The organism is Paenibacillus tyrphae (assembly GCF_024158745.1).
GTDB lineage: Bacteria > Bacillota > Bacilli > Paenibacillales > NBRC-103111 > Paenibacillus_G > Paenibacillus_G tyrfis_A.
Map to the genome: position 1 here is coordinate 48,800 of NZ_JAMZAW010000014.1, position 24,928 is coordinate 73,727.

Annotated in this window: 19 protein-coding genes and 1 pseudogene; 19 read left to right on the plus strand and 1 reads right to left on the minus strand. The window is 35.7% G+C overall.

Translation table 11 applies throughout. The features are described from left to right. Positions 1-129: 129 nt before the first annotated feature. Positions 130-2,616 carry an O-antigen ligase family protein gene (locus NI000_RS20910; protein ID WP_253413367.1) on the minus strand — a complete coding sequence of 829 codons (2,487 nt, stop codon included), beginning with the start codon at positions 2,614-2,616 and terminating at the stop codon, positions 130-132. Positions 2,617-2,963: 347 nt separating this feature from the next. Here NI000_RS20910 and NI000_RS20915 point away from each other — a divergent pair, with 347 nt between their 5' ends. From NI000_RS20915 to NI000_RS21005, 19 genes and pseudogenes are all read left to right on the plus strand, one after another. Beyond that, a complete protein-coding gene (locus NI000_RS20915; protein WP_253413368.1) occupies positions 2,964-3,773 on the plus strand; it encodes an ABC transporter permease in 810 nt (269 codons plus the stop codon). Positions 3,774-3,800: 27 nt separating this feature from the next. Continuing rightward, positions 3,801-5,114: an ABC transporter ATP-binding protein gene (locus NI000_RS20920; protein ID WP_253413369.1), complete on the plus strand. Its 1,314-nt coding sequence runs from the start codon at positions 3,801-3,803 to the stop codon at positions 5,112-5,114. 208 nt (positions 5,115-5,322) lie between these two features. Then, a pseudogene (locus NI000_RS20925) lies at positions 5,323-8,211 on the plus strand (glycoside hydrolase family 99-like domain-containing protein); the annotation flags it as partial. A gap of 24 nt (positions 8,212-8,235) precedes the next feature. Continuing rightward, the gene (locus tag NI000_RS20930; RefSeq protein ID WP_253413500.1) at positions 8,236-10,179 is read left to right on the plus strand and encodes a glycosyltransferase; all 1,944 of its coding nucleotides are present in this window, start codon (positions 8,236-8,238) and stop codon (positions 10,177-10,179) included. A 39-nt stretch (positions 10,180-10,218) separates the two neighbouring features. Beyond that, entirely contained in the window at positions 10,219-11,085 is an 867-nt protein-coding gene (rfbA, locus tag NI000_RS20935) for a glucose-1-phosphate thymidylyltransferase RfbA (protein ID WP_253413370.1), read from the plus strand. Positions 11,086-11,128: 43 nt separating this feature from the next. Further along, positions 11,129-13,897 carry a YfhO family protein gene (locus NI000_RS20940; RefSeq protein ID WP_253413371.1) on the plus strand — a complete coding sequence of 923 codons (2,769 nt, stop codon included), beginning with the start codon at positions 11,129-11,131 and terminating at the stop codon, positions 13,895-13,897. Positions 13,898-13,931: 34 nt separating this feature from the next. Beyond that, positions 13,932-15,017, plus strand: coding sequence for a DegT/DnrJ/EryC1/StrS family aminotransferase (locus tag NI000_RS20945; protein ID WP_253413372.1), 1,086 nt, complete (start codon positions 13,932-13,934; stop codon positions 15,015-15,017). 29 nt (positions 15,018-15,046) lie between these two features. Next, complete coding sequence (locus NI000_RS20950; protein WP_253413373.1) at positions 15,047-15,580, plus strand: acyltransferase; 534 nt, start codon at positions 15,047-15,049, stop codon at positions 15,578-15,580. A gap of 390 nt (positions 15,581-15,970) precedes the next feature. After that, complete coding sequence (locus tag NI000_RS20955) at positions 15,971-16,903, plus strand: glycosyltransferase family 2 protein (protein ID WP_301292608.1); 933 nt, start codon at positions 15,971-15,973, stop codon at positions 16,901-16,903. A 12-nt stretch (positions 16,904-16,915) separates the two neighbouring features. Next, entirely contained in the window at positions 16,916-17,920 is a 1,005-nt protein-coding gene (locus NI000_RS20960) for a Gfo/Idh/MocA family protein (protein WP_253413375.1), read from the plus strand. Then, positions 17,917-19,140, plus strand: a complete 1,224-nt coding sequence (locus NI000_RS20965; protein WP_253413376.1) for a DegT/DnrJ/EryC1/StrS family aminotransferase — start codon at positions 17,917-17,919, stop codon at positions 19,138-19,140. Before NI000_RS20960 ends, NI000_RS20965 begins: the two co-directional genes overlap by 4 nt. A 14-nt stretch (positions 19,141-19,154) precedes the next feature. Then, complete coding sequence (locus NI000_RS20970; RefSeq protein ID WP_253413377.1) at positions 19,155-20,141, plus strand: dTDP-glucose 4,6-dehydratase; 987 nt, start codon at positions 19,155-19,157, stop codon at positions 20,139-20,141. Beyond that, on the plus strand, positions 20,134-20,688 hold the full coding sequence (locus NI000_RS20975) for an acyltransferase (protein WP_253413378.1): 555 nt from the start codon (positions 20,134-20,136) through the stop codon (positions 20,686-20,688). Before NI000_RS20970 ends, NI000_RS20975 begins: the two co-directional genes overlap by 8 nt. Then, entirely contained in the window at positions 20,681-21,649 is a 969-nt protein-coding gene (locus NI000_RS20980) for a glycosyltransferase family 2 protein (RefSeq protein ID WP_253413379.1), read from the plus strand. The genes NI000_RS20975 and NI000_RS20980 overlap by 8 nt, the downstream gene beginning before the upstream one ends. Beyond that, complete coding sequence (gene rfbC / locus NI000_RS20985) at positions 21,646-22,194, plus strand: dTDP-4-dehydrorhamnose 3,5-epimerase (protein ID WP_251603644.1); 549 nt, start codon at positions 21,646-21,648, stop codon at positions 22,192-22,194. The genes NI000_RS20980 and rfbC overlap by 4 nt, the downstream gene beginning before the upstream one ends. 12 nt (positions 22,195-22,206) lie before the next feature. Beyond that, positions 22,207-23,223: a dTDP-glucose 4,6-dehydratase gene (gene rfbB / locus NI000_RS20990; protein ID WP_253413380.1), complete on the plus strand. Its 1,017-nt coding sequence runs from the start codon at positions 22,207-22,209 to the stop codon at positions 23,221-23,223. A gap of 2 nt (positions 23,224-23,225) precedes the next feature. Further along, positions 23,226-24,077 carry a dTDP-4-dehydrorhamnose reductase gene (rfbD, locus tag NI000_RS20995; RefSeq protein WP_253413381.1) on the plus strand — a complete coding sequence of 284 codons (852 nt, stop codon included), beginning with the start codon at positions 23,226-23,228 and terminating at the stop codon, positions 24,075-24,077. 16 nt (positions 24,078-24,093) lie between these two features. After that, positions 24,094-24,540, plus strand: a complete 447-nt coding sequence (locus tag NI000_RS21000; protein ID WP_253413501.1) for a glycosyltransferase — start codon at positions 24,094-24,096, stop codon at positions 24,538-24,540. After that, on the plus strand, positions 24,516-24,896 hold the full coding sequence (locus tag NI000_RS21005) for a glycosyltransferase family 2 protein (RefSeq protein ID WP_253413382.1): 381 nt from the start codon (positions 24,516-24,518) through the stop codon (positions 24,894-24,896). Before NI000_RS21000 ends, NI000_RS21005 begins: the two co-directional genes overlap by 25 nt. The last annotated feature ends 32 nt before the right edge of the window (positions 24,897-24,928 follow it).

Below are 24,928 nucleotides of genomic sequence, written 5' to 3' on the forward strand. Positions count from 1 at the left end.
TCGACTAAACAATACCTTCTTCGATTAAAAAATCGTCTTTAAGGCCTAGAATCTATTTTAGCATCATAGACAAAAAAATGGTAGCAAATTGTAGTGTAAATTTAGCTACCATTTTTTATAAAGATTTTTTTAAAACTTAGCGTTTACAAGGTTTTGGATTTCTTGGCGCTCGTTCGGATCCTGGGCTACTAGCTTATCATAAAGTGCCTGATCGGACTTTCCTTGTTTTTGCAAGGAAGCTAAATACCAGCGAATGTTTTGTTTCGTTGTCTGATTCTCCAAAGGACCTCCAATGCCAATCCGGAACATTGCTTCCGCAGCATCATATTTACCACGTACGAACTGAATCTGACCTAAGGCTAAACCCATTTTTCCGGTCTCGTCAAAAGCTTGACCTTGTCCTTGTTCTTTTGGAAGCAAAGCGAGTTCTTTTTTGCGGGTCTCAAATTGATTGTAAAGCTCAAAAGCCTGATTCCAATATTCATCTTGCTTTTGAGTATTCTTCGATTCACGTGCTTTATGACCCAGGTCTGTGCTTAAAGATATCGCGACTTCGTAGAGATACACTTTCCACGGAAAACTATGAAGCTTCTCGTTTGTGAATTGTAAAGCTTCTTCTGTTTTATCTTTTAGAATCAAGCTATAGATCTTTCTATCTACCAACGGAAAGTTAAAGGGCTCTTTTTGCAATGCTTGGTCCAGCAAAGCCGTAGCTTCCGTGAAATATTTTTCATCCTTGGTCTGGTTATAAACTTGAAAAAGAATAGAGACTTTTTGGTATACATAATCCGGATGATTCGGATGCTGAGATAAGGCATTATCCAACGGCGTTATAATATCGTTCAAGTTGTTGTTTCCGCTAGCTGCTATGGCTCTAGATTGGTTGAATTGGCTGTCAGCGCTCAACTGCTTAACGGAAATGAAGAAAAGAAGCAAAGAAACAAGCAGTACTACTGAAGGATAAGCCCATTTTTTTGTATTCAATACTTCTTTCCAATTGCCGCCTAGCTCCATGGTATCGTTTGAGATCATAATTCCAAGGCTTAGGAACAAAAGTATTCCCAGGTAAACAAAGCTCATGTCAAAATCCAAGCTGCTATGAACAAGCAAAGAAATTGAGACAATGTAGAAAATGAAGCGCTTGTTTCGCGTGTGCTCGTCCTGATAGATGAAATTACGGATGTAAATATAGTAAATGAAAATAAGGAAAATTAGGAATACAGCAAATCCAACGATACCTACGTCTGTTAAATACTGAAGAAAAAAGTTATGTGCTTGCCGACTGATATAAGGGTTATTCTGGTATTTTTCATAAAGTGCCGGCCAAGCCCCTCCACCTGCTCCGAAAACGGGGTAGTCATTGAACAATTTCATAGCATCTTTGTAGAACGTACCGCGTTCTAATACACTATGCTGTTGAAAGTTGATGTTTTCAATACGGGTACGGATATTTTCCGGAAGCAGCTTTGTTACTCCGGTATCAGTAAATAACAATACGGCCCCTATTCCGCCAACGATGACGGCAACAACGGGAATAGCAAGGAAAGCGAAACGTTTTTCTTCGAATCGATTTGTTAACTTTTCGATCCATGGGGAAGCAAACTTTTGGATAAGCACTGCTAATACCGTATAAATTAAAGAAATCGCCAATAGGTTGGTCCAACCCGAAATAGATAAGTCAGAGTTATATCCTTGAAACAAAGTAACGCCGATTGTCGTTACTTTATTTAGAATGACAACAGATAGTCCAAAAGATAAGACAAAATGAATTAGATAGGTAACTTGCTTACGCGGTTTAAGAAACGGCAGGACCAATAACAAAACGATTGGCAAAATGACCAAAGCGCCGCGCGATAATGTAACGAAAAAAGAAATAATAATAGGAACGACCATAAAAGCATGGATGCCTATCGAATACCATTTTGAAGAGGTGATAACTAAGAATATGGCGACCAGCAAGACTGCAATAAGAAAAGCCGCGTAAGAGTTGGCATACTGGAAAACCGACGTCAAACGAGGACCGTTGGAATCCGACATCACCGCGTGAAGATAAGAGGTATTAGGCTCCATGTTGGCAGCGAACCACTTTACCAGCGCAAAAGCCGCTTCTTTATTGCCAAACCAGTTCATAATTCCGAAAATTACGACAAAATAGGAAGTGCTGACATAACCGTATTTGAGTATCGCTAGGCCGAGATCTTGCTTTGTAAGATAATAGGCCAGTGAAAAGAACGCGACATAAATGATTTGAATATAAATGGAATTTGCCGAGTAATTGGCAGAGGCTGCCGATAAAGTAGAAATAAAATAAGTAATAGGAAGCAGCCAAGCTAAAATAATTGCAAGGTCTGATTTTTTTTTCAAATTCCAATGAAAGTAAAAATAAATAGAAAGCAAGATAAGTATGACAGATGCCCAGACAAAGGAGGAGTAGATCGGTCGTTCGAAATCGAAATTGTTGCCGTTAAACAAGCCCCGCTGAAACGGTGCCCAAAGCAGGCAAATAAATGCGATGCCTGAAAGGATCCAAAATAAGATTGAACTTTTATCTGTGGGATCAGATGATGATTTGTTTAGGAGAGCAGCATATGTGTGCTGGTTTTTTTTCGTATTCATGATTGGGAATTCTCCTTATAAATTCTTTGGAATTACGACAAAATCTTATCACAGTTTTGGAGCATTCGACAAATATAAAATTCTGAGATAGTCGTTGCGTGAAATACATTAAGTCAGTAATTTTGTAAAGAGGGTGGTGAAAAAATCAAACTTGTTCAGAAAGCCAAATCGAATTGAGCATGAAGCTTGAAGTAAAAGCATATGCTGAAACGTGTTTAGAGTTAACTTATGGAACTAAGTTAATGTAGCATTTAATATTAATCTTTGTTAAAATATCAAGGTACTTACAAGGTCTAGGATTCTGCAAATTTCAAGCCGAAAAGACATATTTCACACAAGGAGCCACAATGGGAAAAGTAATTGAGTTTGTATATTTTATAAGAGATGTAATGAATTCGAGAAATATAATTAGGAAGCTATCTGTAAATGATTTCAAAGCAAGATACGCAGGTTCGTTTTTTGGAATAATTTGGGCGTTCATTCAACCATTAATAACACTTCTTGTACTTTGGTTTGTTTTTCAAATTGGTTTTAAGACGCAACCGATTCAAAATGTACCTTTCTTTCTTTGGCTTGCAGCAGGGTATATTTCTTGGAGCTTTTTTTCTGACGCTTTTAGTAATTCCTCCCAATCTTTAATGGAGTACAGCTTTCTTGTGAAAAAAGTAGTTTTTCGTACAGCTATTTTACCTATTGTCAAAACGATATCGTCTCTATATGTACATTTATTTTTTTTGCTTTTTATCTTTATTCTCTTAATTTTTTATAATTACCCGTTAAGTGTCTACAACTTGCAGGTTTTTTATTATTTATTTCTAAATATTATGTTAATTTTAGGTTTGTCGTGGTTATTTTCGGCCTTTTCCGTATTTTTCAAAGATACTTTGCAAGTGATTAATTTAATACTACAGATCGGATTTTGGGCTACTCCTATTTTTTGGTCTACAGAATTTCTGCCTAAAAATTATTTGTTTATAGCTAAGTTAAACCCAATGTTCTATATTGTGCAAGGTTACAGGGATAGTTTCATTTATCACAATTGGTTTTGGGAAAGACCTTTGAGCACAATCTATTTCTTAGCCCTTACGATTATTATTTTTATTACCGGAGCCATAGTTTTTAGAAAATTGAGACCCCATTTTGCAGATGTACTTTAAAATAAATTGTCCTCCCAGGAGGTTAACATGTCACAATATGCAATTAAAATAGCTAATGTAAGTAAATTATATAATTTATACGAAAAGCCAATTGATCGAATGAAAGAGGCTTTATCTTATAATAAGAAAAAATACCATAAAGAATTTTATGCTTTAAGAGACATTAGCTTTGACGTCAAAAAAGGAGAAACCATCGGAATAGTTGGCAAAAATGGTTCGGGAAAGTCGACGCTCTTAAAAATCATTACCGGCGTTCTTCATCCGACTAGTGGAAGTGTTGAGGTAAATGGCAGAGTTTCTGCTTTATTAGAGTTAGGCGCCGGTTTTAACTTCGAGTATACCGGTATAGAGAATATATATTTGAATGGCACAATTATGAACTTTTCGAAAGAAGAGATGGATAAGAAGCTTCCTGAGATAATAGATTTTGCAGATATAGGTGACTTCATAAATCAACCTGTAAAAAATTATTCAAGCGGTATGTTTGCTCGATTAGCTTTTTCTGTTGCTATTAGTATAGAGCCGGAAATATTAATCGTTGATGAAGCGTTATCTGTAGGCGACATTTTCTTTCAAAATAAATGTTATAAAAAATTTGAGGAGCTTCAAAATAAAGGCGTAACAATTCTCTTTGTATCACACGAAATTAGTGCAATAAAAAAATATTGCAACAGAGTACTCTGGATTTCTTCTGGTAAACAAGTGGATTTTGGTGATAAAGACGACGTTTGTATTAGATATTATAATGAGGAGATAAACAATCGAAATAAAAAAACTGAGGAAACTCAGCTTTTGGAAGATTCTATAGCTTATGGGAAGGCGAATCTTAACGATAACGAACGGAAGAGCTTCCCTAAATTTATATATAATAATGAAGTAGGAGGGACAAAGGAAGCCGAAATTTTGGCTTTTCAGATTAAAGATTCACTTGGACAAGAGACTACTTTCTTAGAGTCGGGATTAACTTATACAATTCATATTGTCGGAAGTTTCCAAAAAGATTTCAAAAATGTTTTATTTGGAATAACATTAGAGACTTTAAACGGGACCATGGTGTATAGTGCGAATAATTTTATTAGTAAATTCGTTTTACCCGAGGTGAAAAACGGAAAGGTATACGAAAGTGTATTTTCATTAAAGCTACCGAAACTGCTAAGAGGCAGATATTTGATTAGTCCGGCTATTGCAAGCGGCACACAAGAAAGTCACGTTATTTTATCGTGGTATCAAAATGCTGCCGAAATTTTCATTGAAAACGATGGATATAATCTTGCTTTGATCGAGCTTGAAAATGATTGGGAAATTAAGGAACTAGACCCTTCTAAAGTGGATTTTAAATAATTTTTAGTGAGAACTATTGACGAGATACCGACAGATAGACGTGTGATATACACAACACATAAATGATCCAGGTGTAAAGGAAAATGACTCAATCGTCGAGTTGCTTTGAATTACAGTTTTTGTTGATAGTGATATTAGTGACTACCCGCGGCGCTTCTGGAGAGGATCCCAGTAGTGCCCGCAACCTTTAATTCGAGGTGAGGTTACGATGAAATTTACCGGGGAACGATTTATTAACGATCTAAATCTAGGTTTAGAGATAGAAACAGAGCACTATCATAGATATGAAAGTATCCTGAATCTTGTGAAAGATAAAGTAGTATTAGATGCGGCATGTGGAGCGGGGTATGGGAGTTTTATACTTTCCCATGCAGCGCTCCAAGTCTATGGACTGGATATTGATCAAGAGGCAATAGATTATGCATCTTCAAAATTTAAATCAAAGAGTAGTATCGATTTTATTCATGGAAGTATTGCTACAATTCCGCTACCAGATAGTAGTATTGATGTTATTGTTTCGTTTGAAACCATTGAGCATGTAAACGAAACTTTACAAGCCCAATTTTTGACAGAAGTTAAACGAGTTCTCAAAGACGACGGTCTATTGATCATTTCAACTCCAAATAAATACATTTATTCGGATTTAAGAGACTATAACAATGAGTTTCATATAAAAGAGTTTTATAAAGATGAGTTTGAATGCTTTTTAAAACAGTATTTTCATTACGTTAAGCTATATAAACAAGGGTTTCATTTGACATCTGTAATTACAAGTGATAATTTAGACGATTTAGCAGTTATTGCAAATGAAAAAAATAGCGACCCGAGGTACTTTGTTGCTTTGTGTTCTAACAAAGAAGAGCTTTTTGATGCTTCTATCGATTCAATAAAGTTGAATTTGCAAGATTATTATATTAAAAATAATCTGGGTTTGTATACTTTTATAAACGAAAAATTAAAAGCCAGAAAACAGACATTATACTATGACTTAGGTAGTGGATTTAATGAAAGAGATATCTTAGCGCCACAAGTATTTGAACTTGAAGATCGTAAGTTTCGTACTATGTTTGCATTGCCTGCTGATTGTGTAAAAAAATTAAGATGGGATCCAGAGGAAGGCGTGCTTACAGGCCTCTGGATAAAAAGCATAGTATATAGAACGTCTCTGGGAAATAAAGGTACTTATAACATAGAGCATGTAATTACCAATGGACATAGGCGAGAAGAAGGTATCTATTATTTTTTTAATACAGATCCGTTTATTCTTCTCGAGAATCTCCCGAATAATGTAAGCTCCATTGAATTTATTGGTGAGTATGTTGATCTAAATGATGCTAACATAGAGGAATATGTCTTACATGCAAATCTAGAAGTAGCGCAGAGTAAAAAAGAGTTGGAATTTTTACAAGTTCTTTCTTCTCAAAAAGAAGAAGCTCTGTCTTCTTTAAAACAAAGCTATGAAAAGCAAATAAATGAATTATCACATCAAATTGAACAGAAGACTTCAGAAATTTATGATTTAAATCAACAAGTATTAGAAAATAAGCAAAACCTTCACAAACTTCTACTTGAAAAAGACGATATGACAAAAGTGAATTTGGAATTAAATAACAAAAATTTTGCATTGATGCAAAAAAATGATGAGCTTAAAAATTATAATGATTATCTGATTCAAGAAGTAACTGTACAAAAAAACACCTTAGAGCAGGTTTATCAGTCTAATTCTTGGAGATTAACAAAGCCGTTGAGAACAGTAGGGAGATTGTCTAGAAATATGCCGAAAAAAATGTTAAAAAAAATAGTACGGCAAACTTATAAAGTCTTGCCTTTACCAAATGATAAAAAGATCAAGTTAAAAAACTGGGTTTATAATACTTTTGAGCCAGCTATTTCGGGTTCGGAGATGTATAAAGTATGGGCTGCTTCTAATTATGTCGCCAGAGAAAATAACAGAGCTAATACTTCCTTTTTTGAAGATGAGGTCTCTAAAGCGTTTATTGATCAAATTTATGACATACCTTCCAAGCATAGTCCAGACTATATACCCATATCCAAAAACCAATATGAGTTTTCCACTGAAGATACAAAGCTAATTGCAATGTATTTACCGCAATTTCATCCATTCCCAGAGAATGATGAATGGTGGGGAAAAGGCTTTACGGAATGGACGAATGTTTCGAAAGCAGTTCCTCAATTTGTGGGACATTATCAGCCGCACCTTCCAGGGGAACTTGGATACTATGACTTAAGACTTGTTGAAAATATGGAAAGGCAAGTGGAGTTGGCCAAGCAGTATGGCATCTTTGGCTTTTGTTTTTATCATTATTGGTTTGATGGAAAACGGCTAATGGAAAAGCCGGTCGATACTTTCATACAGAATCAACATATAGATATGCCGTTTTGTCTTTGTTGGGCTAATGAAAATTGGACAAGGAGATGGGATGGAGAAGAAAACGATATATTGATTCAGCAAAACTATTCCAAGGAAGATGACAAAGCTTTTATTGCCGATCTAGTTAAGTATATATCGGATAAACGGTATATTAGGGTGAACGGAAAGCCGATAATTATCATCTATAGGCCATCTTTACTACCTAATTTCAAGGAAAGTGCAGCAATATGGAGGGAGCATTGCCGTGAAGTAGGAATTGGCGAGATTCATCTTGTTGGTGTTTCTTGGGGGATTAAAAATCCCGAAGATTACGATTTAGATGCATTAATGGAGTTTCCACCCCATTGTATTCATGAGTATGGAAATGAATTAATTAATGACCAAGTACAAATTTTAAATCCTGAATTTCAAGGATTAGTATACAATTATAAAAAATTCGTCGAAGATGAAAAGTATCTTTTTGACACAAGTTACTTGCTATATAAAAGTGTATCTCCTAGTTGGGATAACACAGCTAGAAAACCGAATAATGGCACTGTCTATCATTATTCTTCCCCACGTCTGTATAAAAAATGGCTAAAAAATGTTATTTATCATACTAAGAGAGTAAATACAAATGAGCATAACATCGTATTTGTCAATGCGTGGAATGAATGGGCGGAAGGGGCTCATCTTGAACCTGACCGTAGATATGGGTACGCATTCCTTGAGGCAACCCGATCAGCTTTGTTGGAAACAAGAAAAGAAAATCTTAAAAAAATTATTTATGTAACGCACGACGCAAACTTAAACGGCGCTCAACTATTATCGTTGCACATTATTAAAACCCTTAAATTAGGATTTCATTATGAAATTGAAATACTTTGTATTTCTGGGGGGCCATTGGTAGAAGAATATGAAAAATACGGAATTGTTTCTGTATTAACCAATGAGACCGAGGAATCTATTCTTAAAATAATTCAAAATTTAAAAAGCCAAGGCTATGAGAAGGCTATTTGCAATACAGTGATTTCCGGTGGATTGGTCAAACTCTTGTCTGACTCCAGAATTGATGTTATTTCATTAATTCATGAATTGCCTGGAGTCATTAAGCAATATTCTGCGCAAAAAAAGGCATCTTTTATTGCGCAATATGCAGATAAGATTATTTTTCCATCCAATTATGTTTATGAAAAGTTTTTAAGTATAACCGATATTAATGAACAAAAATGCGTTATACAACCGCAAGGTCTTTACAAAAAAAATGATTACAAGGCACATATTAAGTTAGCTAGAGAAGAGATTAGAAGTGCGCTTAACTTATCGCCTGATGTCAAGATTGTACTTGGAGTCGGCTATGCCGATCATCGCAAGGGAATTGATTTATTTGCAGAAGCCGCGGCTATCACAAGGAGCATGAACCAGAAAATTGTTTTTGTTTGGGTTGGAAATCGAGATATTCATTACTTGTCAGAGCTCAAAGAAGAACATTTAAATAATGTTGTTTTTGTCGATCAAACTTCTGAGATCGGTAAGTATTATGCTGCAGCTGATATTTACTTGCTTACTTCACGTGAAGATCCTTTCCCATCCGTAGTACTGGAAGCTTTCGATGTTTCCATTCCGGTCATAGGATTTAAAGATGCTGGAGGGTTTGTAGATATTGTTTCGGAGAAAACGGGGCAACTAGTCGAGCATTCTAACGTTCAAGAATTAGTTCGTGTTTTGAATGACTTGTTAAAAGATGACCCATTAAGATTAGAACTTGGAAGAGAAGCCAGATGTTTGGTTGAGCAAAATTTTGACTTTTCGAAATACGTCTATAAGTTATTAGAGCTATTAGGTCATGAGTATAAAAAAGTCAGTGTGGTTTTGCCTAACTATAATTATTCAAAATATTTGAAGGAAAGATTGGATAGTATATGTTCACAGAGGTATCCGATCTATGAGTTGATTATCTTGGACGATTGCTCTACTGATCAAAGTGTAAATGTTATTAAAAAGTACTTGGAAACAAATGTGTTAGATTCAAAAATGAAGATAAGTTTCGTAGTTAATGAAACAAATTCTGGTTCTGTCTTTAAACAATGGGCAAAGGGAATTAATATGGCGCAAGGTGATTATATATGGATTGCTGAAGCGGATGATCTCTGCTCAAACCAATTTTTAGACGGAGCGATGAAAGGCTTTCATTTGGATCCTTCCGTGGTGTTGAGTTACACTCAATCTAGGCAAATAGATGAGAATGGAAATACTTTGGCTGAGAACTATCTTGATTACACTAAAGAAATTGATGCCGAGAAGTGGGCCGGCGATTATTTGGATACTGGGGAAAATGAAATAAAGTATAGGTTGTATGTTAAGAATACAATTCCTAATGTATCGGCGGTAGTATTTAAAAAATATCCTATTAATGAAATATTGGAAGATTTACAATCATTTAAAATAGCTGGCGATTGGCTTTTTTACATTTGGCTGCTTAAGAAAGGCAAGATGTATTTTAATCATCAATCTTTAAATGATCATCGACGGCATACAGCAAGTGTAACCAAAAGTGAAAACCAGCAAAGACACTATGACGAAGTAGTAAAAATGCAGGACTATATCATAGAGCAATTTGGAATAACACCTGAAAGAAAAATCAAAATAAATGACTACAGGAAGTTCTTAAAGGAATATTTGCTTCTGAATTAAAGTAGTAACTGATTTGCAAATTTGGAAGGAGAGTCGTATATGAAAGGGATCATACTGGCAGGAGGAAGTGGGACCAGATTATATCCACTAACAAAGGTAATATCGAAGCAATTAATTCCGATATATGATAAACCAATGATTTATTATCCGTTATCTATTTTGATGCTGGCTGGAATTCAAGATATTTTAATTATCTCTACCCCAGAAGATACTCCGAGATTTAGCAAATTGCTGGGTGATGGCTCGAATATTGGCTTGAGATTAAATTATAAAGTCCAGGCTAATCCTGAAGGCATTGCCCAGGCTTTTCTAATAGGCGAAGATTTTATTGGAAATGATGGGGTTGCTTTGATTTTAGGAGATAATATATTTTTTGGACATGGGCTAACCAGTATGGTTGAAAAGGCTGCGCAAAAAAATAAAGGTGCAACAATTTTTGGACACGCAGTTAAGGATCCGCAGAGGTTTGGCGTAGTCGAATTTGACGAGTCTGGTAAAGTAATATCCATTGAAGAAAAACCATCATTGCCAAAATCAAACTATGCGGTAACAGGCTTATATTTTTATGATAATCAAGTACTTGATATTGCTAAGCATATTAAGCCTTCCAAGCGAGGAGAATTAGAAATTACCGATATAAATAAAGTGTACCTTGAAAAACGTGAGTTAGAAGTTGAATTGTTAGGTAGAGGATTTACTTGGCTCGATACTGGAACTCATGAATCTTTATTAGAAGCTTCACAATTTATTGAGACCATTGAAAGATTGCAAAGTTTTAAAGTAGCATGTATTGAAGAAATAGCATTTAAAAAAGGTTATATTAGTAAAGAGATGTTATTAGAACAAATCAAGCCTTTATCAAAGAGTTCTTATGGAATTTATCTTGAAAATTTATTAAAAAATTAAATTTCCTCCATTTCACAAAATACGAAAATTTGGAGTGTATAAGTTGAATAAAATTTTTAAGTCTTTAAGCAAGAATCATTTGTTTATATTAATATCTTTAATTACTATTATTAGTCTAGTTATTTTTAGACATTTTTTATCATTTTCTAGATTGTATATTTACACGGATATTGGAGGAGATACTTTTGGTTCTTATTGGCCCTGGTATGCATATCTTTCTGATTGGGCCAAAAACGGTTTCCCCTCGTGGAATTTTAGAATAGGTATAGGAACAAGTATATTTTCTGGAGCGAATCTTCTGTTTGACCCATTTAACTTAATTTACATGGTTTCGGATAAGGAAAGTATTGCATATCTATTTCCAATAGTGTTTGTAATCAAAATCATTTTTTCTGGCGTTTTCTTTTATCTTTATTTGAATAAGTTTGGATTCACGAAAAACACCTCACTATTAGTTGCTTTGTTGTATGCATTTAACGGATATGTTATTCTCTGGGGCCAGCATTATTGGTTTGTTAATATAATTGTTTATGCTCCATTATTATTGTATTCATTTGAATTATTGCTTAAACAACGCAAGTGGATTTTTTTCTCAATTATGGTGTCAGTTATTGCAGCTAATAGTTATTATTTTCTGTATATGATAACTATCTTTCTAGCAATATATGCCGTTGCAAGATATCTTTTGTTATATAAGTTCACTTTAAAGAGTTTTTTCGGGTTCTTTATTAAATTAAGTTTATGTTATTTGCTGGGAATAGGTCTAAGTGCAGTTATTTTGTTTCCTTCTGCATATACAGCTCTTTCGAATCCTAGACTTGGCATGGATCTTATATCCTCTGTATTTCAGCTGGCAAGTATATCTGAATATATCAGCATGTTAGCGCGGCCCTTTTCAAATGATATATTGGGTACAAATGATAAATTTGTTGGTTGGGTAAATTATTATGAAGCACCTCAGTTGTACTGTGGTCTTCTAACATTATTACTTATTCCACAAATCATCAATGCATTAAACCGTAAGGGGAAATTAATATACGGAATATTTGCCATAGTCTTAGGAGTATTTATTTTATTCCCATACGGATCAGTGATATTCAACGCATTTAGTACAGCAAATTATAGGTGGACTTTTATAATCATTATATTCGAACTGATTATGCTTGCCCATGCTATAGAATATGTTTTAACTAAGAATGTAATTGATAAAAAAATACTAAATAAGACTTTTTTCAGTCTATGCAGCATGCTTATAGCGATATTTGTTTGCAAGATAGTATATAATATATTTAAAGATAAAAATGTTGCTAATTCTATATTTTCTTTTGAAGTAATGGTTAAAGATTCAATCAAAATATTTATTATTATTGGTATTATTTTGCTACTATATTATGGTATAAGTTATTTGTACTCTGTTAATAAACTTAATCGTAAAACATTTTATGTTTCTGTTATCTTAGTTCTTAGTTTTGAATTAATAGTTTTAAATAATATAACAGTAAATAACAGACAGATGGTTGGTACGGATTATGTTACGAAAAAACAGGGATATTTTGATAATACTAATAGCATTGTTGATTTTCTAAAGAATAAAGATACAGATTTTTATAGAATTGAAAAATCGTTTTTTTCGGCTTCTTGGAGCGAAGCTTTGTTTCAAAATTTTTATGGCACCAGTGCTTATAATTCTTTAACCAACCCTTCTTATTCGAAATTTCTAAACACGCTGGAAGCAAACAACAAAATAACAAATAACATTTCAAATGGATTTAAGGACAGGCCTTTCCTCCAAACTCTTATGGGAGTAAGATATTATATAAGTAAAAATCAAAGTGATAAACCGTTTGGATACGAATTTGTTAAACAATTTGGAGAGTTATTTCTATTCGAAAACAAACACTTCTTACCTTTGGGATTTACTTATGATTCTTTCATAACAGAAAATGACTTTTCAAAGCTATCAATAAATGATAAGGAAAAAGTTCTACTTGAATCCTATATGATTGAAAATCAAGAAAAGATTCCTAATACACATAAAAATTTGGTGAAGAATTCCAAGCCTAACGATAGTAAATCTGTTCCTATTAATTTGGATTTAAAAAAAGCTATCTTCGAAAACATTAATAATACTGATTTTACTTCTCAATCATCTATAAAATTCAAGGCTGTTAATGAAGATCCTAGAATAATAATACCTTTGGATAAAAAATACTATAATTCAAATATGAAATTGACTTTTGATATAACTAGCCAAAATCCAACAAATGGTCAAATTTTCTGGAAAACAGAGTCTGATCAATTTAATGAAAATAATTCAAAAAAGTTTTCTATTAATTCGAATACATCAAAATATGAAGTTGATTTAGGTTTTATTAATGCAGATTCTATAAGATTAGATATAGGAGATATACCCGGAGAATATAAAATTGAAAATATTGGCTTGTTAACTCAGTCGCCGGATAACTATATTTCTGATGTAGCAAAATTAAAAAAAGAAACTCTTTCAATAACCAGTTTTAATGATGATCATATTGAAGGAAATATATCTTTATCAGACAATAAACTCTTGTTTTTATCCATTCCATTTGATAAAGGTTGGCATGCATATATTGATGGGGTTTCCGAACCAATTCATCTCGTTAGTGCCGGAATGTCGGGAGTATATTTAACCAAAGGAACTCATGAAGTTACTTTAAAATATACTCAACCTGGATTAATCGTAGGGGGAATCGTATCTATAATATCTTTGGCATTATTATTGCTTTATTGTGTAATATTAAAAAAAATAATTAAAAAAAATAATATTAAATGAATTTATAACAATAAGCAAAGTGAGGTTATCAAATATGATCAACATAGCCAAGCCGTCTATAGGTGATGAAGAAAAACAAGCTGTACAAAAAGTGTTGGATTCTGGAATGATAGCGAACGGAGCAGTTGTAACAGAGTTCGAAAGAAAATTTGCTGATTATATCGGAGCAAAATATGGAATTGCCACAAATTCTGGAACTACTGCTTTAGAAGTGGCTATTAGATCTTTAGGTCTTGGAAAGGGAGATAAAATTTTAACAACGCCATTTTCTTTCATTGCTTCAACGAACGCTATCGTTTATACAGGAGCTACCCCGGTTTTTGCTGACATAGATAGCAATACCTTTAATATTGACCCAGACTGCATAGAAGATAAATTAAATGAACATCCCGATATAAAAGCGTTGCTGATAGTTCATCTTTTTGGACAGCCTTGTCATATGGATAGAATCATGGATATAGTCAAGAAACACAACTTGCTATTAATCGAGGATTGCGCTCAAGCCCATGGTGCTCTTTGGAAAGATCAAAAAGTAGGTTCATTTGGAGATGCTTCGGCATTCAGTTTCTATCCTACCAAAAATATGACAACATCTGAAGGGGGAATGGTAATAACCAATAGCCCTGAAGTAGAAAAGAAGGCAAGACTGCTTATCAATCACGGCATGGAAATTAGATATTACCATGATGTTGTTGGATATAATCATCGAATGACCAATATCTCCGCAGCTATAGGCATTTGCCAGTTGTCAAAGCTTGACAATTTCAATTTGGCTAGAAATAAAAATGCTCAATATTACAATGAAAATATAAAAAATGAATATGTATTAGGACCACTTAAGCATGAATCTGTATATCATGTATATCATCAATATACACTTCGCATAAAAAATAATAGAAGAGCAGATTTAATTAAGCATCTCGAAAAAAATGAAGTAGGTTTCGGTATATTTTATCCAATATCGATCCCTGAGCAAAAATGTTATGAAGATATGGGATTTGATAGTAAGTGGAAATTTACCGATCAAGTTAAAAATCAAGTCTTGTCGATCCCAGTTCATCCATTGCTTACTGATACCGAAGTGAAGAAAGTAGTAGAAGTTATTAATGATTTCCGTTAGTATTGCATTTTTATGAAAGAAGGTTGTTCATGAAAAATATATTCATACATCCAACTGCGAATGTATCAAGTGAAGCGGTTATTGGCCCTGGAACTAAAATATGGGTAAATAGTCAAATTAGAGAAGGTACGGAAATTGGGGAAAATTGCATAATTAGCAAAGACACCTACATAGATCAGGGTGTCAAGATAGGGCATCGTGTAAAGATTCAGAACGGTGTTTCCATTTATAATGGAGTTACGGTGGAAGACGATGTTTTTATTGGACCCAACGCTGTGTTCACTAACGATTTTTACCCGCGAGCATTTAATGAGAATTGGGCTATAACTAAAACAACTATTAAAAGAGGTGTCTCCATAGGCGCTAATGCAACAATTGTATGTGGAACTGAATTAGGTGAATATTGTATGGTAGGAGCAGGTAGTGTAGTAACCAAAAATGTTCCAAGACATGCTCTTGTCATAGGCAATCCTGCACGAATTGTTGGTTTTGTTTGTAAATGTGGCAATAAGCTATCAAACAATAAATGTTTGGAGTGTGACTCTGAGTTAAGTGATTTCTAAATTTAATAATGATAAGGGAAAAAGAAGTATGATCTGGTTTATATTCGTAGTTTATATATTTCTTTCAGCTCTAGGGTTAACATTAATTAAAATGGGTAGTTCAAATGTTTCTTTCCAACTCCTATCTGGGATATTCAATTTTAAATTGGATATAAAACTCATCTTGGGTATGATGTGCTATATTGTTAGTTTTTTTCTATTTATGGTCATAATGCCTAAGTTTGATTTGAGTTACATATATCCAGTGGCCGCAGGCGCTCTTTATATAGTTATTGCAATTTTTGCTGTATTCCTATTAGGAGAAAAAATCTCAACAGCCGAATGGATAGGAATGATATTCATACTTGTGGGCATTATCTTCATGAGTTCCGGAAAGTGAGAGTATGCAAAATGACTACGGATATATCGGTAATAGTTCCATTTTTGAACGAAGAAGATAATATAAATGATTTGTGTAAGGTATTGGATGAATATGCAAAAGATAAAGAATATAAATTGGAGATCGTTTTTGTAGATGACGGTTCAACCGATCGATCTGTTATTTTATTGAAACAGTATAACTTTAAATATACAAAAGCGAAAATTGTGACTCTTTCCAGAAATTTTGGTTCCCATGCTGCAATTCGAGCAGGTGTCTTGAAAGCATCAAGTGATATCTGCGTTTTTTTCTCAGCAGATTTACAAGAACCGGTATCTTTAATTGGAACAGTATATAATAAGCTTCAAGAAGGATACGATGTAGTTTGTATTCAAAAAAGAGAAGTACAAGTAAGCTTCAGTGAAAAGCTATTTTCTAGAGGGTATGCTAAACTTGTCCGGAAATATGCGGTTAAAAACTTTCCTCTTGGCGGCGTAAACAACATTATGTTCAATAAAAAGGTAAAGGATGTATTGAACAGATATATAGAATCAAATTCGTCCATATTTTTGCAAATCATGAATATGGGTTTTCGCATGAGTATTGTGGATATGGACTATAACGCCAGAAATAAAGGGGAAACAAAGTGGACCCTCGATAAGAAAATAAAAATGCTGATCGATTCCTTTGTTGCGTTTTCGTTTTTCCCTATCAGATTGGTTAGTATCTTGGGAATTATAATGTCGTTATTGGGCTTGCTATTTGCTTTTGGTATTTTGATTATCAAGTTATTTAATCTCTTACCATTGGAATTGGGATATCCGACACTAATAACTGTAATATTGTTTGGGTTTGGGGTTACCAATATTTCTCTTGGAGTCATTGCTGAGTATTTGTGGCGTGCTTATGATAGTGCTAGGGGCAGGGCTGTATTCATAATAAATGATGAGATAACGATTAACTAGGGAGGCTGGGCCATGTTAAATATTGTACAAATAGGTTACGGCTACTGGGGAAATAACGTGGCAAAAAATATAGTGGCATCAAAGAATGTAAACCTAGTTGCGATTTGTGATAATAGTTTGGACAGACTCGAAAAAGCAAAATCGGTCTATTTTGATCTTATCGAATATTCTCAAGATTATAAAAGGTATTTGAATGATCCTACAGTAGACGCGTTTGCTCTTGTAATTCAAACAGATCCAAGCTTTGAAGTTGCAAAAGAAATACTGAATGCAGGCAAACATTTGTTCATTGAGAAACCCATGGCTATTAATAGCAAAAGGGCTCAAGCTTTAAAGGAATTGGCGGAGAGAAACAATTTGATCATCCACTGTGATCATATTATGATATTTCATCCCATCATACGTTACATTAAAAACTTATATGATAAAGGCGATTTAGGAGACCTTATTTATTTTGATATCAGTAGAATGAATCTTGGCCCCATCAGAATGGATGTCAATTCGATGCTGGATTTGGCAGTTCATGACCTGGCGGTTATTGATTATATTTCCAAAGGGAAAGAACCGTATCACATAGAAGCAATAGGAGAAAAAAGGTATGGAAGTCAAGAAACGTTAACTTATTTGACTTTGAAATATGACGGTTTTATAAGTCATATTAAGTCAAGTTGGATCTCTCCATTAAAAGAACGAAGAATGATAATAGCTGGAACAAAAAAAATGGTTGTATTTGACGATATGAAAACAGTTGATAAATTAACTATATACGATCATGGTATCATCCAAATTGAACCATCTGAAGAGTATGGGGCATATGAATTTAAAACGAGAACAGGAGATATTTTTATTCCTAATATACAATTCGAAGATGCTTTGAAAAACAGCATCGAACATTTTGCGAATTGTATAAGAGAAATGCAGCCTTCTTTGGCTGGACCGGATCAGGCAATTAGAGTGATAAAAATACTTGATAAAGCAATTTCGAAGCTTAACCAAACTAGTGAGGTGGCATTGTGAAAAATATCCCAATCATGACTCCTTTTTTTACGAAAGAGGAAATAGAGCAAATACAAGAGGTATTACAATCGGGGTGGGTAGCACAAGGACCTAAGGTTGCCGAGTTCGAAAAGGCAATTGCCGACTATGAAAAAGTTCAATATGCGGTTGCAACTACATCATGTACCACCGCTCTTCATTTACTCCTGGTATGTATGGGATTATGTGATAAGCATGAAGTAATTGTGCCGTCATTCACTTTTGTTGCTACGGCAAACGCAGTGGAATACACTGGTGCAACTCCAGTTTTAGCTGAGGTATATACGGATACTTATAACATTAATGTTGAATGGGTTCAAGAATTAATCGATAATAACTATGACAATAAGGATGGCATTCTAATTAACAAAAAGAATGGAAAAATATTATTTGGGATTATTGCAGTTAATCTTTTTGGACTGTGTGCGGATATACCGAAATTGAATGATTTAGCAAATCATCATGGGATAAAAATTATTGAAGATAGTGCTTGTGCATTAGGCGCTTCTATCAATGGAGTGCATGAAGGAGGATTCGGGAATCCATCGTGCCTTAGCTTCCATCCCCGAAAATCTATTACAACGGGAGAAGGAGGAATGATTTTAACAGATGATGCTGAACTTGCAGCATCTCTTAGACAAATGAGAAGCCATGGGGCTTCAATTTCGGAAGTTAATCGTCATAGCAGTAAGGGATACTTATTGCCTGAATTTAATGAACTAGGGTTTAATTATCGTATGACCGATATACAGGCAGCCGTTGGAGTTGCTCAAATTCGTAAATACGATTATATTTTAACGGAAAGACAAAATAAAGCCAAGTTCTATGATAGCCTTATCAAGGATCGGATAAGCTATCTGAAGCCACCGCATGTCCCACAAGGATATTTGCATACTTATCAATCTTATGTTTGTATGATTGATTATAAAGCGTTGGGTCTGAATGATGTTGAAAAAGGTAATGAAATACGAAACAAGTTAATGAACGCCTTGGAAGAAATAGGTGTAGCGACGAGACAAGGTACTCATGCTGTACACAGCTTAGGATACTATAGAGAGAAGTACGGTTATAAGCCTTTCGACTTGGCAGGAGCCTATGAATGCGACAGGATGTCTTTAACCTTACCATTATATGTACAGATGACAAACGATGATCAGATTTATGTTATTGAGACAATTGATAGAATTATTAAAAATATATAGAGGAGGGCTTATTTGTGCCAAGCATTAAAAATAAAAATGTACTAATTACTGGTGGAGCAGGATTTATAGGGAGTCATTTAACTGACATGCTTTTGAAGTCAGGAGTCGGCAAAGTTGTCATAGTCGATAATTTTTTTCTTGGGAAAATGAGTAATTTGAAGGATGCTTTGACCAATTACGAAAATATAAAGATATATAGAGATGATGCCCGGAATTTTGGAGTCATGCAGGCAATAATCCAAAATGAGGAAATAGAGGTAGTATTTAATTTAGCAACTATAGCACTAAACTATTCTTTTTTCAATCCTTTCGATGCTTATATGGTGAATGTGGAAATTGCAAATACTTTGCTGGAATTGCAAAAATTAGGCCAGTATAAAACACTTATACATTCTTCATCTTCTGAGGCCTATGGAACAGCCTTATATTCCCCAATGGATGAAAATCATCCACTGAATCCTACTACACCATATGCAGCGGGAAAAGCAGCCGCGGATTTGATGATTCAATCGTTCTACAACGTCTTAAATTTAGATATTGCTATTATCAGACCTTTTAATAACTATGGTCCCCGCCAAAATGATAAGCAGCTTGCAGCCATCATTCCTTTAACTGCCCGCAGAATTCAAAATGGCGAACGGCCAGTTATAGAAGGTACAGGGAAGCAGACGAGAGATTTCATTTATGTGGAAGATACCGCAAGAGCTTTTGTAATGGCATATGAAAATGAAAACTCCAGAGGAAAAGTTATTAATTTAGGTTCGGGTATTGAAACAACAATTCATGAATTGATTCAAAATATAAGTGAATATTACGACTATAAAGGTGAAATCGAATTTAGGCCTGAAAGAAAGGCAGATGTAAACAGACTGTGTGCAAGTGCCTTACTGGCAAATGAAATTCTAGGTTTTGAACCTCGTGTTGGCTTGAAGGACGGGCTAAAGTTAACTCTGGATTGGTACAATGAACATGCGGGTAAGGACATTGAGAGCAATGGATAATAACTTCGAAGAGAATTTGTTGAAGTATCTGGAAAACAAAAGAAACGAAATGAAACAAAATTTCAACAGGGTACTGCCTACAAATGAACTTCTTTTTAATCGATTTGAAAAGGCAAAATATTTGAATTGTGGTATTAGCAGTTCTGTTTACGATACAAGTGTTGTTATGGGTGATGTTGAAATTGGTGACAATGTTTGGATAGGCCCTTATACAATTCTTGAAGGAATTAACGGAAAATTAAAGATCGGCAATTTTGTAAGCATTAATGCAGGAGTAGCAATCTATACGCATGACTCTACTAAGTACTATGTTTCCGGTGGCAAAATTCCTTTTGACAAAGGGGATGTTAGCATAGGCGACAATACGGTTATAGGTACTATGAGTATTGTAAGTAGTGGAGTGAAAATAGGCAAACACTGTATTATTGGTGCAAATAGTTTTGTGAACAAAGATGTACCTGATTACAGTATCGCTTACGGGACACCCGTTAGAATAGTAGGGAAAGTAAAATTAACTGAAAATAACATTGAATTCATATATGATTGAACATAATAAAATTGCAATATTGTTGTCTACGTATAATGGCAGTGCTTTTCTAGAGACTTTTTTTCAGTCATTGTTAAATCAAACTTATCAGAACTTCACACTCTTTATACGGGATGATGGTTCAAGTGATGATACAAAACTCTTTATTAAAAAGTACTCGGAGCAATACGACAACATATTCGTTATTAATCAATTTAAAGGCAATTTTGGTCCAGCGGCAAGCTTCAGCTTATTACTTGAATATGTTCTAGCATTAGAAAGTTTTAATTATTTTATGTTTGCCGATCAAGATGACATTTGGATTCCAAATAAGATCCAGTTGACTTTAGAAGAAATGCAAAAGCTTGAAGGCCAACACCCTGGCAAGCCTGTTCTTGTTTATACGGATTTATACGTAGCAGATAAGGATCTAAATGTTATTTCACAATCGTATTGGAAATATCAGAAGATAAACCCACGCAGGACTAAATTAAATCAATTATTATTGCAAAATGTAGTAACAGGTTGTACTGTAATGGTCAATGAACAACTTGCAAGATTGTCTGTCCCTATATCTAGCATGTCGATTATGCACGATTGGTGGCTAGGGATTGCAGCTAATGCATTTGGAGTTATTTCTTATGTGAATACTCCAACGGTTATGTACAGACAGCATGGCCAGAATAGTATCGGTGCCCAAAAATACGGGTTATTGTTTATTTTAAATCGTGCGTTTTCGTCGTTCTCGCTGGAAAAACATATCAAACAAGCCACTGCTTTTTATCAAACTTTTTTTGAAGTTTTAACAGAAAAGCAAAAGGAAATTATGTCTGCTTTCTTAGAATTAGCCAATGCAGGATTTTTGAAAAGAACGTATATCATATTTAAATATGGTTTTTTTAAACATGGAATAGTTCGCAACATTGGGTTAATTCTTCTCGTCAGGAAAGATAAAGTTAAAGCTCAGGCAGGTGACCTATGAACATTATTCCAACAAAACTCGAAGGCGTAGTCATTGTTGAACCGGCTGTGTTTGGAGACAACCGCGGCTTTTTCATGGAAAGCTACAATAGCGAGAAATTCAAAAAGCTCGGCATTGACTATGATTTTATTCAAGACAATCATTCATTATCTGTAGAAACGGGAGTTCTCAGAGGACTTCATTATCAATTGAATCCGAAAGCCCAGACAAAGCTGGTGCGTGTAGCTGCAGGGGCTATTTACGATGTAGCCGTAGATATTCGAAAAGGCTCCCCTACCTTCGGACAATGGGTTGGAGTCATCTTAAGCGCGGCAAATAAAAGGCAGCTGTTGGTTCCAAAAGGTTTTGCTCATGGTTTTTGTACTTTAGTTCCGAATACGGAAGTGTTATATAAAGTAGATGAGTTCTACTCGCCGGAGCATGACCGGGGCATTGCGTGGAACGATCCGGCGTTAGGTATCGATTGGCCGACGGCTAATCCGATTTTATCCGATAAGGACGGCAAGCATCCTGTCCTGAAAGATGCGGAGATTAATTTCGAATAACGGAGGCTAATCATGAAAGTATTGGTTACCGGCGGCGCCGGTTTTATTGGCAGCAACTTTGTTATTTACATGCTTAATAAATATCCGGATTACCAAATTATTAATATGGACGCGCTGACCTATGCAGGGAATTTAGAGAATCTGTCGAGCATACAAAATAATCCGAATTATACCTTTGTGAAAGGCGATATTGCGGATGCCCAGCTTGTGGATGAGTTGTTCCAGAAGGGAGTCGATATCGTCGTCAGTTTTGCCGCGGAATCCCATGTGGACCGCAGTATTCTGGATCCGCAAATCTTTATTAAAACCAACGTATTGGGCACGCAAGTACTGCTTGATGCTGCCAAGAAATATGGCGTTACCAAGTTCGTTCAAGTATCGACTGACGAAGTATATGGTTCTTTGGGAGAAACAGGTCTCTTTATGGAATCGACATCGTTGTCTCCAAATAGCCCTTATTCTGCTAGCAAAGCCGGCGGTGACTTGATCGTTAGGGCTTATCATGAGACATTTGGGATGAACGTAAATATTACCCGTTGCTCCAACAACTATGGGCCGTATCAGTTCCCGGAGAAGCTGATTCCATTAATGATCTCTAATGCACTAAATGACAAGCAGCTCCCTGTATACGGAGACGGTTTGAATATTAGAGACTGGTTGTATGTCGAGGATCATTGCAGTGCTATTGATTTGGTCATGCACAACGGAGTTAGCGGTGAAGTGTACAACGTTGGCGGCAATAATGAAAGAACGAACATCCAAATTGTAAAAACAATTTTGGAGCAGCTTGGCAAACCGGAGTCTTTAATCACTTACGTTCAAGACCGTCTTGGGCATGACCGCAGATACGGGATTGATGCGACCAAAATTACGAATGAACTCGGATGGAAGCCGAAATACCACTTTGAATCGGGAATTAAAGAGACCATTTCCTGGTATTTGGACAATAAAGAATGGTGGCAGCGAATCCAATCGGGGGCGTATCAAGAATATTACAATAAGCAATATGCTTCTAGGCTGGGTGTTTAAGAATGAAAGTACTGGTAACCGGCGCAAACGGTCAATTGGGACAAGATGTTGTCGCTTTGTTTCAAAAGCAGCATCAAGTGACGGGCTTAGGGCGTCATGAACTTGATATTACGAACTTGGAGCAGTGCCTGCAGCAAGTAGAGCTAGTTCAGCCGGATGTAATCATCCATTGTGCTGCCTATACAGCGGTGGATCAAGCGGAAAGCGACGAAGATCAAGCTTACTTGGTCAATGCAGTGGGTACTCGCAATCTGGCAGCAGCTGCGGAGAAGATCGGGAGCAAGCTTTGTTATATCAGTACGGACTATGTGTTTGACGGACAAGCGACTGCTCCCTATAAGGAATACGATAATACGAACCCAACCGGGGTTTACGGTAAATCAAAACGTGCCGGAGAAGCATTGGTTCAATCTTTGAGCTCCCGGTATTTTATCGTTCGTACCTCCTGGGTTTATGGGCTTCATGGGAACAACTTTGTGAAAACCATGCTGAAGTTGGCAAAAGACCGGGATCGCCTCAAGGTAGTCAGCGATCAGATTGGTTCGCCTACGTTTACAGAAGATTTGGCTGAGTTTTTATTGGCATTAGTTGCAACAGAGAAATATGGTATTTACCATGCTTCGAATACCGGCGTTTGTTCGTGGTTTGATTTTGCCAAAGCCATATTTGAAGAGAGCGGCGTAAATGTTACAGTGGAGCCTTGTACAACGGAAGAATTTCCAAGACCGGCCCCACGGCCTAAATATTCGGTGATGGATCATTTGTCCATTCGTACGAATAGGTTTGAAGATTTGCGTCCTTGGCGGGAAGCGCTGAGAGATTTCCTGGCTAAATTGGAGCGTTCTTCAATATGAAAAGGTTAGCGCTCATATCGTTACCTTTAACAGCGAGCCTTACTTTCGAGAATGCCTTCAGGCGGTACTGCAACAAAATTACCCGATCGATCGTATTATAGTTATAGATAACAATTCGCAAGATGGCACGCTGAATGTGGTGCGCGAGTTTGAATCGGATCGTTTAACTATCGTATCGAATACGGTGAATACGGGTTTTGCCGGAGGCCATAATCAAGCGATGGCGGCTAGCGACTATTATTTAGTGCTTAATCCGGATGTCACGTTGCATCCGGATTATGTTTATTATCTGGTCCAGCGGATGGAGCAGGATGCCTCGTTAGGAAGCGCAACCGGCAAGCTTTTGTTCAAGCATTCACCTCATGAAATCGACAGCACAGGTCTGCTATTCACCAAGTCAGAAGAGCCTTCGATCGCGGGGCCGGGCAGGACTCTTCCATGTGGGATGAAGAGGGAGATGTAATTGGGGTCCCTGGCGCCGCTGCGCTGTATTCCAGCAGCATGGTTCGGGATGTCAGTATCGACGATGAGTTTTTCGACGAGGATTTCTTTGCTTACAAAGAAGATGTGGATGTTGCATGGCGGAGCCGTCTTTTAGGATGGAAGGCCCTGTATTGTCCTGATGCTCAAGCCTTTCATAACCGAGGCTGGAAAAAAGGAGCGAGGACGAAAATTGCCTATTTCATCATCTGGGAGCTTGGAGTTCTTGGGAGCTGGGGCAATTTTTTTGTTATATTTAAAAGCACTATTCATAAAAGGCATGTAATCCAAGGAAAACGAAAAGCTCAATTCGAAAATATTTACTGTTATTTTAATTAATGCTTCGGATCAGTCATACTTTTGAAAAGTAT

Bases quoted from the DNA above. Each gene is read 5' to 3' on its own strand.
- NI000_RS20910 (WP_253413367.1), bottom strand. From the start codon at position 2,616: ATGAATACGAAAAAAAACCAGCACACATATGCTGCTCTCCTAAACAAA.
- NI000_RS20915 (WP_253413368.1), top strand. From the start codon at position 2,964: ATGGGAAAAGTAATTGAGTTTGTATATTTTATAAGAGATGTAATGAAT.
- NI000_RS20920 (WP_253413369.1), top strand. From the start codon at position 3,801: ATGTCACAATATGCAATTAAAATAGCTAATGTAAGTAAATTATATAAT.
- rfbA (WP_253413370.1), top strand. From the start codon at position 10,219: ATGAAAGGGATCATACTGGCAGGAGGAAGTGGGACCAGATTATATCCA.
- NI000_RS20945 (WP_253413372.1), top strand. From the start codon at position 13,932: ATGATCAACATAGCCAAGCCGTCTATAGGTGATGAAGAAAAACAAGCT.
- NI000_RS20950 (WP_253413373.1), top strand. From the start codon at position 15,047: ATGAAAAATATATTCATACATCCAACTGCGAATGTATCAAGTGAAGCG.
- NI000_RS20955 (WP_301292608.1), top strand. From the start codon at position 15,971: ATGACTACGGATATATCGGTAATAGTTCCATTTTTGAACGAAGAAGAT.
- NI000_RS20960 (WP_253413375.1), top strand. From the start codon at position 16,916: ATGTTAAATATTGTACAAATAGGTTACGGCTACTGGGGAAATAACGTG.
- NI000_RS20975 (WP_253413378.1), top strand. From the start codon at position 20,134: ATGGATAATAACTTCGAAGAGAATTTGTTGAAGTATCTGGAAAACAAA.
- NI000_RS20980 (WP_253413379.1), top strand. From the start codon at position 20,681: ATGATTGAACATAATAAAATTGCAATATTGTTGTCTACGTATAATGGC.
- rfbC (WP_251603644.1), top strand. From the start codon at position 21,646: ATGAACATTATTCCAACAAAACTCGAAGGCGTAGTCATTGTTGAACCG.
- rfbB (WP_253413380.1), top strand. From the start codon at position 22,207: ATGAAAGTATTGGTTACCGGCGGCGCCGGTTTTATTGGCAGCAACTTT.
- rfbD (WP_253413381.1), top strand. From the start codon at position 23,226: ATGAAAGTACTGGTAACCGGCGCAAACGGTCAATTGGGACAAGATGTT.
- NI000_RS21005 (WP_253413382.1), top strand. From the start codon at position 24,516: ATGTGGGATGAAGAGGGAGATGTAATTGGGGTCCCTGGCGCCGCTGCG.